This window comes from Pseudonocardia sp. CA-142604, assembly GCF_050948475.1.
In the GTDB taxonomy this organism is placed as follows: Bacteria; Actinomycetota; Actinomycetes; order Mycobacteriales; family Pseudonocardiaceae; genus Pseudonocardia; species Pseudonocardia alaniniphila.
On record NZ_CP192045.1, the window covers coordinates 8,138,876 to 8,152,799 of the forward strand.

Annotated in this window: 14 protein-coding genes; 4 read left to right on the forward strand and 10 right to left on the reverse strand. The window is 71.6% G+C overall.

All coding sequences use genetic code 11. The features are described from left to right. Window positions 1-8: 8 nt before the first annotated feature. Both ACQPZQ_RS36845 and ACQPZQ_RS36850 read left to right on the forward strand, forming a co-directional pair. Entirely contained in the window at window positions 9-1,844 is a 1,836-nt protein-coding gene (locus ACQPZQ_RS36845; RefSeq protein ID WP_433288724.1) for a helix-turn-helix domain-containing protein, read from the forward strand. Window positions 1,845-1,888: 44 nt separating this feature from the next. Beyond that, a complete protein-coding gene (locus ACQPZQ_RS36850; RefSeq protein ID WP_433288726.1) occupies window positions 1,889-3,058 on the forward strand; it encodes an MFS transporter in 1,170 nt (389 codons plus the stop codon). Between the two features lie 111 nt (window positions 3,059-3,169). On the opposite strand, the gene ACQPZQ_RS36855 is transcribed toward ACQPZQ_RS36850, so the two are convergent. The 9 genes from ACQPZQ_RS36855 to ACQPZQ_RS36895 form a co-directional block, all read right to left on the reverse strand. Further along, on the reverse strand, window positions 3,170-3,586 hold the full coding sequence (locus ACQPZQ_RS36855; protein ID WP_433288728.1) for a TIGR03618 family F420-dependent PPOX class oxidoreductase: 417 nt from the start codon (window positions 3,584-3,586) through the stop codon (window positions 3,170-3,172). 217 nt (window positions 3,587-3,803) lie between these two features. Next, the gene (locus tag ACQPZQ_RS36860) at window positions 3,804-4,913 is read right to left on the reverse strand and encodes a branched-chain amino acid ABC transporter permease (RefSeq protein WP_433288730.1); all 1,110 of its coding nucleotides are present in this window, start codon (window positions 4,911-4,913) and stop codon (window positions 3,804-3,806) included. Next, a complete protein-coding gene (locus ACQPZQ_RS36865) occupies window positions 4,910-5,800 on the reverse strand; it encodes a branched-chain amino acid ABC transporter permease (RefSeq protein WP_433288732.1) in 891 nt (296 codons plus the stop codon). Before ACQPZQ_RS36865 ends, ACQPZQ_RS36860 begins: the two co-directional genes overlap by 4 nt. Window positions 5,801-5,834: 34 nt before the next feature. Beyond that, window positions 5,835-6,590, reverse strand: a complete 756-nt coding sequence (locus tag ACQPZQ_RS36870; RefSeq protein ID WP_433288734.1) for an ABC transporter ATP-binding protein — start codon at window positions 6,588-6,590, stop codon at window positions 5,835-5,837. Next, window positions 6,587-7,360 carry an ABC transporter ATP-binding protein gene (locus tag ACQPZQ_RS36875; protein ID WP_433288736.1) on the reverse strand — a complete coding sequence of 258 codons (774 nt, stop codon included), beginning with the start codon at window positions 7,358-7,360 and terminating at the stop codon, window positions 6,587-6,589. Before ACQPZQ_RS36875 ends, ACQPZQ_RS36870 begins: the two co-directional genes overlap by 4 nt. Further along, entirely contained in the window at window positions 7,357-8,568 is a 1,212-nt protein-coding gene (locus ACQPZQ_RS36880) for a substrate-binding domain-containing protein (RefSeq protein WP_433288738.1), read from the reverse strand. Before ACQPZQ_RS36880 ends, ACQPZQ_RS36875 begins: the two co-directional genes overlap by 4 nt. Window positions 8,569-8,891: 323 nt before the next feature. Continuing rightward, window positions 8,892-9,332 (reverse strand): nitroreductase family deazaflavin-dependent oxidoreductase, encoded by a 441-nt coding sequence (locus ACQPZQ_RS36885; RefSeq protein ID WP_433288740.1) that lies wholly within the window; start codon window positions 9,330-9,332, stop codon window positions 8,892-8,894. A gap of 108 nt (window positions 9,333-9,440) precedes the next feature. Further along, window positions 9,441-9,698 (reverse strand): hypothetical protein, encoded by a 258-nt coding sequence (locus ACQPZQ_RS36890; RefSeq protein ID WP_433288742.1) that lies wholly within the window; start codon window positions 9,696-9,698, stop codon window positions 9,441-9,443. Window positions 9,699-9,718: 20 nt separating this feature from the next. Next, on the reverse strand, window positions 9,719-10,414 hold the full coding sequence (locus ACQPZQ_RS36895) for a DedA family protein (RefSeq protein ID WP_433288744.1): 696 nt from the start codon (window positions 10,412-10,414) through the stop codon (window positions 9,719-9,721). Between the two features lie 204 nt (window positions 10,415-10,618). Between ACQPZQ_RS36895 and ACQPZQ_RS36900 the strand changes: the two genes are divergently transcribed. Beyond that, entirely contained in the window at window positions 10,619-11,509 is an 891-nt protein-coding gene (locus ACQPZQ_RS36900; protein ID WP_433288746.1) for a serine protease, read from the forward strand. A 19-nt stretch (window positions 11,510-11,528) separates the two neighbouring features. Here ACQPZQ_RS36900 and ACQPZQ_RS36905 read toward each other — a convergent pair whose 3' ends face one another. After that, window positions 11,529-12,332 (reverse strand): NAD(P)H-binding protein, encoded by an 804-nt coding sequence (locus ACQPZQ_RS36905; protein WP_433288748.1) that lies wholly within the window; start codon window positions 12,330-12,332, stop codon window positions 11,529-11,531. 238 nt (window positions 12,333-12,570) lie between these two features. On the opposite strand from ACQPZQ_RS36905, the gene ACQPZQ_RS36910 reads away from it, so the two are divergent. Beyond that, window positions 12,571-13,884, forward strand: coding sequence for an MFS transporter (locus ACQPZQ_RS36910; RefSeq protein WP_433288750.1), 1,314 nt, complete (start codon window positions 12,571-12,573; stop codon window positions 13,882-13,884). Window positions 13,885-13,924 lie beyond the last annotated feature (40 nt).

Genomic DNA, 13,924 nt, shown 5'->3' on the forward strand with positions numbered 1-13,924 from the left:
TCGCCGCCGTGTCCCGCACCGCTCTGGAGCTGCTGCGCCTGCTCGCGCAGGACGCTCCGGCGGAACGGATCGACGAGCAGGCGCGCGTGCTCGCGGAGGCCGACCCCCAGAGCGGGGCGGTCGCCCGCGAGCTCGCGTTGCGGGTGCGCAGCGGCATCGATGCTCACCGCAGGCGCGAGGCGGAGCTGTCGGCCCTCGTCGACATCGCGCGGGACCTCGCCTCGCGGCCCGATCCCGGCGGGGTGCTCGACGCGATCGTGCGGCGGGCCCGCAGCCTGCTCGGCACGGATGTCGCCTACCTGACACTGGCCGATGCCGAGCGCGGCGACACGTTCATGCGGGCGACCGCAGGGTCGGTGTCGGCGCGGTTCCAGGCCCTGCGGCTGCCGCAGGGCGCCGGGCTCGGCGGCCTGGTGGCGCAGACGCGACGGCCGTACTGGACGGCGGACTATCCCGGCGACGACCGCTACGCGCACACCACAGAGATCGACGCCGCCGTCGACGAGGAGGGCCTGGTCGCGATCTGCGGCACTCCCCTCGTCGTCGACGGCGAGTTCGTCGGTGTGCTGTTCGCCGCCAACCGCACCCGCCGGCCGTTCGCCCGCAGCGAGGTGGCGCTGCTCGGCTCGCTGTCCGCGCTCGCCGCCGTCTCGCTGGTGCAGTCGCGGCGTGCCGCCGAGACCGCCCAGGCGCTCGCCGCGTTGTCGAGCGCGCACGCCGGCATCGAGCAGGCCGCGGCGGCGCACGACCGGTTCGCCGGAGTCGTGCTGTCCGGGGGCGGAGTCGACGACATCGCCGCGGCCCTCGGCGAGATCCTCGGATGCTGGGTCGCGGTACTCGACGTCGACGACCAGCGGATCGCGTCGTACGGTCCCGCGCCCGACGCGGGCCCCGACCACGACCCGTTGGCCACAGCGGAGGCGGTGCGCCGCTCGGCCGCGTCGGGCAGGCTCGCGGAGGCCGACGGGTTGTCGGCGGCGGTGGTGAGCGCTGCAGGGCAGCGGCTGGGCACCCTCGTCCTCGGTGGCTGCCCGCCGCTGGACAGCGGGCAGGGCCGCACGGTCGAGCGGGCAGCGATGGTGACCGCGCTCGTGCTGCTCTTCCGGCTCCGCGCGGCCGAGTCCGACCAGCGGGTACGCACCGACCTGCTCGCCGACCTGCTCGCCCGGCCCGACGGCACGGTCGACGCCACCCTCGTCGAGCGCGGCAGGCTGCTGGGCCTGCGCCTGCACACTCCGCACATCCTGGCGGTGTGCCGGGGCGCGCGCCTGGGCGTGCACCTGGCCGCGGCCACCGCCGGGGACGGCCGCGGGCTGGCCGGGGACCACCACGGGGAGGTCGTGGCCGTCGTGCCGGGGCAGGACCCCTCGGCCGTCGCTGCCGTACTGGCGCGCCGGCTGGGAACCGACGACGCGAAGCTGACGGTGGGCGCGACGGGCCCGGTCGTGCCCGCGGCGGGTCTGCACGACACACACGTCGAGGCCCGCCGCGTGACCGACGCGCTCGCGGCGATCGGGATCCGGGCCGGATCGGCGCGCGACCTCGGGTTCGCGGGACTGGTGACGAGCGCGCCTGCGGACGTGGACCGCTACCTGGACCGGGTGCTCGGCGCGGTCGCGACGTACGACGACAGGCGCGGCAGCGACCTGCTCGGCACGCTGGAGGCGTACTTCGCGGTGGGCAGCAGCCCACGGCGTGCGGCGGGCCTGCTGCACGTCCACGTCAACACGGTGGCCCAGCGGCTGGAGCGGGTGGCCTCGCTGCTCGGCGAGGACTGGCAGTGCCCGGACCGGGCGTTGGAGATCCAACTGGCGCTGCGGCTGCGCAAGCTCCGCGGAAGCTGACCGCGCCGTCCACAAGATCAACGCGCTTTGGTTCGCTCCCGATCATGAACCAATGCGCGTCCGGCTCGCCGAAAGTCCTCCGGCGCGCACGTGTCGGCGTCTCGGTCGTCTTCACCGTCTGTGGTGCCGCGTTCGCCACCTGGGCGGCGCGGGTGCCTGCGGTGCAGGAGAACCTGGGGCTCGGGGCCGGCGAGCTCGCCGTCGGCTTGTTCGGTCTGGCTGCCAGTTCGGTCGCCGCGCTGATGGCGGCCGGGCCGCTGATCACCGCGATCGGCAGCCGGAAGGGTGCGATCGCCGGAGCATTGATCCTCTGTGCCGGTCTCCCGCTCGTCGCGTTCGCGCCGAACCTCGCCGTTCTCGTTCCGGCACTCGTCGTTCTCGGAACGGGCAACAGCCTGATCGACGTCTCCATGAACGCGCACGCGGCTCGCGTCGAGCAGGTCTACGGGCGGCCGATCTTCGCCGGGTTCCACGCGTTCTGGAGCGTCGGCGGGCTCGCCGGATCGGGCATCGCCGGCCTCTCGGCCGCCCTGCAGATCCCCATCGGCGTGCACTTTCCCGCTGCGGCCGCCGTCCTGCTCCTGATCGCGCTGTGGGCGACAACCCGGTGTTTCCTCGGTGGACCCGATCAAGGGCAAGGCCAGTCGGCCTTCTCGTTGCCGAGCAAGGCCGTGATCCCGATGGGGGCGGTCGCGTTCGCGGGGTTCATCGCCGAAGGCACGGTCAACGACTGGGGCGCGGTCTTCCTGACGAGCGTCAGCGGCGCATCCGAAGCCGTCGGGTCGCTGGGCTACGTCGCCTTCTCCATCGCGATGATCGTGGTCCGGCTCACGGCCGACCGGTTGACCGGCCGGATCGGCGTCGTGACCGCCATGCGGGTCGCAGCGGTGATCACCGTGGCAGGATTTGCGCTGGTCGCGGCCGCGCCCGTGCCGGCGTTCGGCATTCTCGGGTTCGTCGTGATCGGGCTCGGCGTCGCAGCGATCGTTCCCCTCGCCTGGAGCAGCGCGGCTCAGCGGCAGCCCGAGAACCCGGGGCAGGCGATCGCCGCTGTAGCGACGTGTGGCTACATCGGCTTCCTCATCGGCCCGGTCCTCGTCGGCCCGCTCGCCGAGACGATCGGGTACCGATCGGCCCTCGCCTGCGTGGGCCTGCTCACCATCACCGTCTACTTCCTGGCGCCGACGGTGCGCATCACCGATAGATCGCGGTGAGATCGGGGTTTCGGCCCTCCGGAGGGCCGAAACCCCGATCTCGCGGCGATCATCGTCGCCGCACCAGACCGATCGTCCGGCGGTCGGCGATCAGCCGGCCGTGCCGGCGCTTCAGTGGTGCTCGCGTACCTTCTCCGGCGTCACGCGGATGACGACGTTGGGAGAGGTGAAGTCGTCGCCCTTGCGGCGGAGGTACGTCACCGGGTCGGGCCTGGTGGGCACATACTTCCCGGAGTGCTCGGCCACCAGGTCGTCCGCTCCCTCCTCGGACAGCGTCGCAGAGCCGTAGACCGTGTAGGCCTCGCCCGGGCGGCCCGGGTCGAAGAAGCAGACCGAGACCCTCGGGTCCCGGTTGATGTTGACCTCCTTGGCCACTCCCCGCCGGGTCGTGATCAGCACGTCGTTGCCGTCCCGCGACGCCCACGTCACCACCGACTGGGGGCCGCCATCCGAACGGATCGTGGTGAGCACGACGTAGGTTCGTCCGTCCAGCAGATCCTTGGCCCCCTGTGGCAGCTCGACACCCATCAGATGTCCACCGCGAACTCGACATCGTTCCGGGCGTTATCGCCGATTACTGGATTCAACATGTCCCATCCGCGACAGGTATGAGTGCGACTTCGCGTACCGCCGTCGAAAGTAGCCACGGTTTCGAAAAGACTGCGTCACCCATGCCAGACGTCACGCCGGAGAACCGCGTTCCGAGCGCCAATTGCCCTGCGTAATATATGTTTCCGGTCGTTCGTCACGCAGCCGGCGCCCGCCGACGGCGCACCAGGCCGACCAGGCCGCCGGGGGCGAAGAACACCACCGCGACGAACAGAGCGCCCAGCACGAACGTCGGCTCCGAGAGCGGCACGCGCAGCACGGCCGGCAGCCCGGCCACCGTGTCGGAACCGGCGAGCTCCAGCAGACGGTTGTCGAGGTAGGTGTAGAGCACCCCGCCGACCACAGCGCCCCACCTGCTGCCGGCACCGCCCAGCACCACCATCACCAGCAGCCCGAGCGTCAGCTCGCTGGTGGTGAGCGAGGGGGTGGCGCCGCCCACCACCAGCAGGTGGGCCACTCCGCCGAGCGTGCCGAGCAGCCCTCCCACCAGCACGGCGAGCAGTTGCGACCGGTACACCGACAGGCCCAGCACCGCGACGCGCTCGGGGTTCTCCCGAACGGCCGCCCAGACGTGACCGGCGCGCGAGCGGACCAGCCACGCGACCACGGCCCAGCAGATCGCGAGGTACGCGAGCGCCAGCCAGTACCGGTACGGGGCGTTGACCACGCCGACCAGCAGATCCGGCAGCCCGTCACGGTTGAGCGGCAGGCCCTCCTCACCGCCGGTGAGGCCGCCGGGGTTGCGCAGCACGAGGATCGATCCGGCCTGCGCGAACGCCAGTGTCACCATCGCGAACGCGATGCCGGTGACGCGCAGCGCGACCGCGCCGACCACCAGCGGCAGCACCACGCCCACCACCACCGCGATCCCGACGGCCGCGCCCAGCCCGACGCCGGGACGGGCCAGCGCCAGGGCGGCCGTGTAGGAGCCGGCGGCGACGAACAGGGCGTGGCCGAACGACAGCAGCCCCGTACGTCCGAAGAGCAGGTCGTAGGACAGCGCGACACCGCCGAAGACCAGGCAGAGCGCCAGCAGCTGCATCGAACCCGGGCTGTTCACCAGCCCCGGCAGCACGCCGGGCAGCGGCACCGAGACGTACGGCAGGGCGGCGAGCACCACGAGGACGACCACCGGCGCCACGGCGGAGCGCCACCCGGCCCGCCGCCGCGGGGCCTCGCCCGCCGTCGCGCGCTGCCGCACCTGCTCCACGAGGCCCGTCGCGCCCGCGCTCGCACGATCACTCACGCTGCTGCCCTCCCCGTCAGACCGCCGGGGCGCACGAGCAGCACCAGCGCGAGCAGCAGCACGACCGACAGGTCGCCCACCCCCGAAGCCGTGTAGTAGTTGGCGAGCTGTTGCACCAGCCCGACGACGACGGCGGCCACCGCGGATCCGGTCAGCGAGCCGAGGCCGCCGATCACGACGACGATGAACGCGAAGATCAGCAACGACGTGCCCTGACCCGGCGAGACGCTGCCCAGGTACACCGACCCGAGCACGCCGCCGAGCGCCGCGACCGCACCGCCGATGGCGAAGACCAGCGTGAACGTGCGGCGCACGTCGATGCCCAACGCCTCGACCATCGCCCGGTTCTCCACCCCGGCCCTGATGATCAACCCGATCCGCGTGAACCGGAGCAGCGCCAGCAGTCCGAGCAGCACGGCGATCGCGGCGACGAGCAGCACGAAGCGGTCGTTGGGGATCGCGGCGCCACCGATCGTCGTGACGCCCGACGCGATCGCGGGCCGGGGGAACGGCAGCGGGTCGGCACCCCACACGCCACGCAGCAGCGCCACGCCCACCAGCCCGAGCCCGACGGTGACCAGCACCTGCTCGATGTGGCGGCGGTAGAGCGGGCGGATCAGCAGCAGCTCCACTCCGGCTCCCACCACGGCTCCGACCGCCACGCCGAACACGGTGGCCAGCACGAAGCCCCAGCCGTTCCCGCTCGCCCCGGGCAGTCCACCCGAGGCGGCCCACCAGGCGGCGTAGGCACCGGCGGCGAGGAACGCACCGTGGGCGAAGTTCAGCACGCCCATCAGTCCGTAGATCAGGCTCAGACCCGAGGCGACGAGGAAGTACAGCGCCCCGAGCCCGAGGCCCGTGGCCAGCAGCAACACGAACGTACTCACCGCAGGCCCTCGCTTCGTTCGCTCGTAAGCTCGCTCACGACCGGCTCCCCACCCCGAGCAGCTCACGGGTGCGCCCGGCGTCGGCGAGCAGCTCGTCGGCCCGTCCCGTGTGCACGACGCGGCCGGCGTCGAGCACCACGACGTCCTCCGCGAGCCGGCGCACCACCGGGAGGTTCTGCTCCACCAGCAGCACCGGCGTCACCTGCGCCACCCGTTCCAGCGCGGCCGCAACCTCGGTGACGAGCCGGGGGGCGAGGCCCTTCGTCGGCTCGTCGATCAGCAGGAGCCTGCTCGGCGGGAGCAACGCCCGCGCGAGCGCCACCATCTGTTGCTGCCCGCCGGACAGGGTCCCGGCGCGCTGCCGGCTGCGCTCTGACAGCTCCGGGAACAGCTCGTGCACCAGCGCCGCGCGTTCCGGTTCGGGGTCGGGGCAGGCCAGCCGCAGGTTCTCGGCCACGGTGAGCGTCGCGAACACCTCGCGGTCCTCGGGTACGTAGCCGACGCCCTGGCGTACCACCCACGGTGTGCGCCCGCGGCCGATCTCGTCGCCCGCGAGCCGGATCGAACCGGTGCGCGGGACGAGCCCGACGACGGCACGCAGGGTGGTCGTCTTCCCGACGCCGTTGCGTCCGAGCAGCGCGGTCACCCCGGACGGAGCGACCGACAACGAGACTCCCTGCAGGATGTGCGAGCCACCGATGCGCACGTGGACGTCGTCCAGCGCGAGCACCGGCCCGGGTAGCTCGGCTGCCGACTCGCCCCCGCGAGCGGACTGCTGCGCAGCGCTCACAGCTCCTCCCCCAGGTACGCCTGTTGCACGGTCGCGTCGGCCGTCACCTCGGCGGGCGAGCCCACGGCGAGCAGGCTCCCGTGGTGCAGCACCGCCACCCGGTCGGCCAGCCCGAGCACGACGTCCATGTGGTGCTCGACCATCGCCACGCTGACTCCGCCTGCGCGCAGCCCGCCGATCAGCTCCACCAGCGGCGGCACGTCCTCCACCGACACCCCGGCCATCGGCTCGTCGAGCAGCAGCACGGACGGCCGCCGGGCGAGAGCGATGGCGATCTCGAGCTTGCGTTTGTCGCCGTGGGAGAGCTCGCCCGCGGTCGCCTCTGCGCGGTGGGTCATCCGGACCTGTTCGAGCAGCGCGTCGGACTCGGCGAGCTCGGCACGTCCCTGCGCACCACGCAGCACGGACAGCGGGCCCGCACGGCGGCTCTGCACGGCGAGGCGGACGTTCTCCCGGGCCGTCAGTCCACCGAAGAGGCTGGAGGTCTGGAACGTCCGGCCCAGCCCGTGGCGGGCGCGGGCGGCAGCGGACGCGCGGGTCACGTCCCGCCCGCCCAGCTCGACGGTGCCGCTCGTCGGCCGCCGCACGCCTGAGAGCAGGTGCAGCAGGGTGGACTTGCCCGCGCCGTTCGGGCCGATGATCGCGAGCAGCTCGCCGTCGCGGACGTCGAGGTCCACGTCCGCGAGGATCACGGCACCGCCCACGACCCACCCGAGGCCGCGGGCGGCGAGCACCGGTGCCGCCGTCGCGGTGGCGCTCAGCGAGCTCACTTCGCGGGCACGACGGGCGGCGCCACCGCGTCCGCGGGGAGCGTGTCGACGAGCTGCGGGGCGAAGCCACCGTCCGCCGTGGGCGTGAGCCGGGCGGTGAACATCGGCTGCAGCACCGCGTGGTCCGCCGAGCGGATCGTCGACTCGCCCTTCGGGCCGAGGAACGTCCAGCCCTCGAGCGACTTGGCCATCACCGCCGGGTCGTCGCCGCCCTCCTGCAGGGCGTGCACCACCATCTGAGCCGCCACGAAGCCGTCGTTGGTGAACAGGTCGACCTCCTTGCCCTGCTTGGCCAGACCTGCCTCCAGCGCCTTGTATGCCTCGTTGTCGGTGGCACCGGGGAAGAAGTGCGAGAGGAAGTGGATCTTGTCGGCGGCCGGCCCGAAGATCGGGTAGGTGGCCTTGATGTCGAGCCCGGTCACCACGGTCGACGCCTCGAAGGCGCCCTGCTGCTGCAGCGACTGCCACATCTGCGTGGCGTTGGCGCCCGCCCAGGCCACGAAGAGCAGATCCGGCGCAGCGTCCACGGCCTGCCGGGCGAACGGCGTGAGGTCGGTGGCACCGGCAGGCACCAGCACGGGGGTGACCCGCGCGCCCTTCGCCCCGAGCACCGCGGTCACCGCCTGGGCGTTGGCCTGGCCGAACGCGCTGTCCTGAGCGAAGACGATCACCGACCGCCCCGCCGGGTCTCCGACGATCGTGCCCGCCGTCAGCACGTCCTGGTAGGTCTGCCTGCCCGAGCGGAACGTGTACTCGTTCGCCCCGGTGACGGCGTCGGTCGCAGCGGGACCGGAGATGAACAACACCTGGTTCTCGTCGGCCAGCGGCGCCACCTGCAGCGCCACCCCCGATGCCGTCGAGCCCGCGATCACCTTGTAGCCCTGGCCGATGAGATCGGTGGCGGCGGCGACGGCCTTGGCGGGGTCGCCCGCGTCGTCGGCCTCGGTGACCTCGACCTTGCGCCCGTTGACCTGCCCCGTGCCACCGGTCGCGTAGTCCAGACCTGCCGTGAACCCGGCTGCGTACTGCTCGCCGTAGCTGGCGAGGGGGCCGGTGGTGGAGTGCACCAACCCGACCCGGAACGGCGCCGTGGCGCTGTCGCCGCCGGAGTCCTGACCGCCGGATCCGGGCGCGCCGCAGGCGGTGAGGACCACGGCCAGGACGGCGATGAGCAAGGCCGCTGGGGAACGACCGGAACGCTGGAGCATGACTCCTCCTCGAGCACACGCGGGGCTGCGAGGACGCTACGAAGCACGGGGCCCGTCGGCCATGGGTGGAAACGCCACAGCGACGGCGCGCGCAATGTGGCGCGCGCACTCCCCGCGGCGACGCGCCCACTCACCGTTGCCAGATCGCCGTCGGCCGCTCAGGGCCTCCCACCGGGCGTCAAGCCGATCACAGGCCGTATTCCCCCACTCGACGGAGAGTGCAGAACGACCGAAACCCGACGAATGTTCGTGCGTTGAGATGAGTGACCGGGGCCGGCGGACAATGGGGAGCCTCCGCCGGCACCGGTTGACCTTCCCGACACTCAGCTCAGCCTGAACACGGGATATCCCGGCGCGATGGACCGCAGCTTCTCGTCGCTCGCCGAGGCATCGACCCCGTCGAAGAACACTCCGACCTCGAACTTCCAGCGACGCAGGTACTCCCGCAGGATTTCGGGCTTGACGTCGTCGGGCAGCTCCTCGGCGGTGAAGACCTCGACCTTCCGCCCGACCCGCAGCTCGCCACCCCCGGCGGCACGCATGTTGCGCACCCACTGGGTGTGTCCGCGCGGGGCCACCAGGTAGCGCTCCCCGTTGTACGTGAGCAGGTTGACCGGGACGGTCCGCCACTCCCCACTCTTGCGGCCGCGCACGGCCAGCACGCGGGATCCGTAGATGCTGACGCCGAGGCGCGTGAGCCCGGTGACGATGGCGTTGAAGATCTCGGTACCGCGGCTGGCGCGGATGTAGCGGGCGTCCGTCATGGGAACTCTCTCCTCGTCCAATTCGAGAGCGGTGCTCTCGTTCGGGAGAAGTGAATCACTCCGACCCAGCTCCGTCAAGAGCAGTGCTCTCAGTTGAGCCTGCCGCTCTCAGTTCTCGACGAGCTCCAGCTCGAACGCGTCGTCACCGATCCAGACGCGCAGACCCTCGCCGTCGTCGGTGATGTAGCCGTCCTCTTCCTCACCGAGCTCCCGGGAGGCGCCCAGGGCAAGGGCGGAGAACTCGATGCAGCCCCCGCCGACGGCCCGGGGCCGGTACTCGGAGGCGAGGAGCGCCGTGCGACTCTCGGTGGCGAGCCACCGCGCGTTGTCCTCGCCGACCTCGGCCATCCAGCGCTGTGTGCCCACGCGCCGAAGTATGGCGTCGATCAGTGCGGAGCCACCATCTCCAATGCAGGTCCGACGCCGGACGGCGCGGCCGCGGCGGCTCGCATCGCCCTCACGCGCTGCACCAGGGCGAACACCCCGGCCGTCAGCACGGCCATCACCACTCCCGCGGCCAGGCTGAGCAGCGGGCTGCCTCCCGTGATCGGTCCGAGGAGCAGCCCGATCAGCAGCATGTAGACGCTCCAGGCGGCCGAGCTGGCAACCGAGCCCAGCAGGAAGCGGGGCACGTCCAGCCCGAAGCGGCCGGCCGCCGCAGTGCTCAGCAGGCGTCCGCCCGGCATGAACCGCGCCCCCACCAGCACCACCGCGGGACGCTGCAGCAGGCGACGGCGCACCCACGAGGAGAGCCCGCCCTCCACCTCGACGGCGCGGGCCAGCACCCGGTGCGAGGAGCGGCCCAGGCCGAACACCAGGAGGTCACCCGCGACCGAGCCGACCAGCGCGACCACGAACAGGGCAACCACGGCCAGCACGTCGTGGCGCCCGAACGCGAGGGCGGCCGCGGTCATCAGGAGGGTCTCGCTGGGAAGCACCGGGAACGGTCCGTCGATCGCGATGAGGATCACGAGCACGGGCAGCAGCCACGAGCTGTAGAGGACCGCATCGCAGACGGCCACGACTTCCAGCACGACAGGCAGGTCCTCTCGGTTGCGGTCGCTCCCGGGCGAAACGCTCACACGGTGGGAGCACACCCAGCCTGACAGATCCCGGGCCTGCCGCCGCTGGTGGCACCCGGATGCGCCGGTAGGGGGTTAACCCCACCGCCCTGACTAGTCCACTGCTCCGTCAGCAAACCACCCCCTCGCGACCGCTCCGGAGCCCTCTACGGCACATAGAGTCGGTCCACCGGAGCCAACACGAGCGCTCACGAGGAGGTCCCCGTGCACCGTCGACGCAGCGTTTTTCGCGCCGTCGCCGCCATGGTCGCTGCCGCGGTGTTGGGCCTAGCCTGGCCAACGGTCGCTGTGGCAGCCGCACCGAGCGCGCCCGCGGTGGACAAGGCCGCCGTGCATCAGGCCGCGGTGACCGGGCCTGCGGCGGCTCAGGCCGCCGGCACCATCACGCCCGGCGTGCTCATGCTCAGCCCGATCGACGAGAACAGCGCGAACGCCTGCACTGCGGCGTTCGTGTTCAGCGGCGGCGGGAAGACATACCTCGGGTATGCCGCCCACTGCGCGGGCGCGGGCACGGCGATGGGCCTGAGCGGTTGCCGGGAGCGGTCGCTACCGATGGGCACCACCGTGCTCATCGAGGACAAGAACGGCACCCGGAGCAACGGGCGGCTGGCCTACAGCTCGTGGGCGACGATGCAGCAACGGGGTGAGAGCGACCAGTCGCTCTGCCTTCTCAACGACTTCGCGCTCGTGCAGGTCGACCCCGGTGCCGTCGGTTCCGTCGACCCCACCGTGCCCATCCTGGGAGGCCCTTCCGCCCTCGACAGCAACGGCTTGACGCCCGGGGAGCCGGTGTTCAGCTACCAGCCCAACAACGGCGGCACCGTGGTGAAGGAGGGCGATGTCGTCAGCGAAGGCACCGGCGGGCGCTCCCACCGCGTTCTGACCAACCCTCCGGGCCGTCCCGGCGACTCCGGCAGCGGCTACCTCGACGGCAACGGCAGAGCTTTCGGCGTGCTCAGCGTGCAGTTCCTCGACGGCTCGGGCGCCAACGGCGTGACCGACCTGGCCATGGCACTGTCGTACGCCAACCGCTACGGCGGTATCGGACGGGTGGCACTCGTCCCTGGCCGCAAGCCGTTTGCCCCTCCCGGCTGACCTCGCACCACTCACCCGCTCAGCGGAAGGCGCCCACGTTGGCCGCCGCCCACCGGGCAAACGTCGTGCCCGGCCGACCGGTGAGCTGCGTGAACGTCGGCACCGCGGGCTGCGGGTGCCGGGCCAGCTCGGCCATTCCGTCCACGTACCAGCGCGCGAACTCCCCCATGGCAGGCGTCAGCTGCGCCACCGCCTCGTCGTGCGGGAGTTCGACGTACGGGATGTCGCGGCCGAGCGCCTGCCCGATCTGCCGCACCATCTCGGCCCGGCTGATCGACTCCGGACCCGACAGCTCGTAGGCCTTTCCGACGTGCCCCTCCTCGAGGAGGACGGTGGCGGCGACCGCGGCGATGTCGTCGAGGTCGATGGGCGCCGAGGCGGCGCCGGGGTAGCCGTCGCGGACGGTGCCGGTGGTGCGGATCTGTTCGGCCCACATCAGGTAGTTGTCCATGAACTCGCCGGGCTCGAGGTGCGTCCAAGCGACGCCCGACTCCTCCACCGCCACCTCGATGCTTGCCCACCACGTCGCCTTCCCGCCCGCCAGGTCGACGATCCGGGAGACGCCGGCCTCCGCGGCGAGCGAAACGACCTCCCGCACGGTGTCGTCCAGCGGCGCGAGGTACATCCGGTCGACTCCGGCGAGGGCGGCGGGCAGTGTCTCGACCCTCCCCAGGTACCCCTCGACGACCTCGACCTCAGGCGGCAGCGCTGCCTTCACCGGGTTGTTCGTCAGCGCCCGGACCTCGGTCGCGCCGGCCCGTAGCAGGTGGTCCACGACCCGCCTGCCGATGTTCCCGGTCGCACCCGTCACCAAGATCGTCACTTTCGTCCCCTTCGTCCTATCCGACCGGGGGCGACAGTACCGCGTACAGCGTACGAAGTTCTAGACCGATCGGCAGCGCATGGGCCATCGAGCCGCGAACGGACACTGCGGATGATCTCCATATCTGCCGGATATGACGATTCTCGATGAACTCGGCATATCCCGACGAATGCCCTGCCGACAGGTCCGGTCAACCCATAAGATCTTGCAAGAAGTTTCCGAAGGGAGCGTTCAGAAAGTGCCCGGGAGCCGCTCGAACAGACCGCCCGGTCGAGTCGGCCTGCTGGTCACCATCGGCGTCGGAAATGCGTTCGAATGGTACGACTGGAACGTCTACGCCACGTTCTCGGTGTTCTTCGCATCCCAGTTCTTCACCAACACCACCCCCGGCAGCGCACTACTGGCCACCCTCGCCGTCTTCGCCGTCGGATTCATCGCCCGGCCCTTCGGCGGCCTGCTCTTCGGCTGGCTCGCCGACCACGCCGGACGCCAACCCGCCATGACCCTGACCGTGGCCGTCGCCGCAGCCGGCAGCCTCATCATCGGCCTCACCCCCACCGCAGCCACCATCGGCATCGCCGCCCCCATCGTGCTGCTACTCGCCCGGCTCATCCAGGGCCTCGCCCAAGGCGGCGAACTCCCCTCCGCCCAGACCTACCTCGCCGAAGTCGCACCCCCCACCCGCCGCGGCCTCTGGTCCAGCCTCATCTACTTCTCCGGCTCCCTGGGCACCCTCGCCGGCACCATCCTCGGCGCCGTACTCGCCGGCCACCTCACCCACACCGACATGATCGCCTACGGCTGGCGCATCCCCTTCCTCCTCGGCGGCCTCATCGGACTCTTCGCCGTCGTCATGCGCAAACGCATGGCCGAAACTCCCGTCTTCGCCCACGCCACCACCGGACCACGCACCCCGATCCGGCGACAATTCTTCGCCCACCCCACACTCCTGCTCCGCGTCATCGGCCTCACCGCAGGCGGCACCATCACCTTCTATCTGTGGTCGGTCGCCGCCGCCCCGTTCGCCATCCAGCAACGCGGCACCGACCCCTCCGGCGCCCTCTGGGCCGCCACCGCCGCACTCGTGTTGTTCATCCTGGTGCTGCCGCTGTGGGGAGCGCTCTCGGACCGGATCGGCCGCCGCGCGGTTCTCCTCATCAGCTGGGTACTGCTCGCCGTGCTGACCTTCCCGCTCGAAGGGCTGATCCAGGGGCAGACCTGGCAGTTGCTGGCGGCGATGGGCGTGGCGCTGGTGCTGGTCGCAGGAGCGGTGTCGATCATCCCGGCGCTGTTCGCCGAGATGTTCCCCACGGGCATCCGCGCCGTGGGCTTCGGCGTGCCCTACTCGCTGGCCGTCGCGCTGTTCGGCGGCACCGCGCCCTACCTCCAGGCCTTCTTCGACCAGCGCCAGAGCACGTCGCTGTTCTACTGGTGGGTGATCCTGTTGATCGCCGTCTCGGTGGTCACCGCATTGCTCTCCCCCGAAACCCGCGGGCGCGACCTCACGGCCGTCGAGTCCACGATGGTCCCTGCCGGGACGGCGCGCTCGTGATCAACACATCTCCGCTGTTCGCCGGGCCGGGCGAGCACGC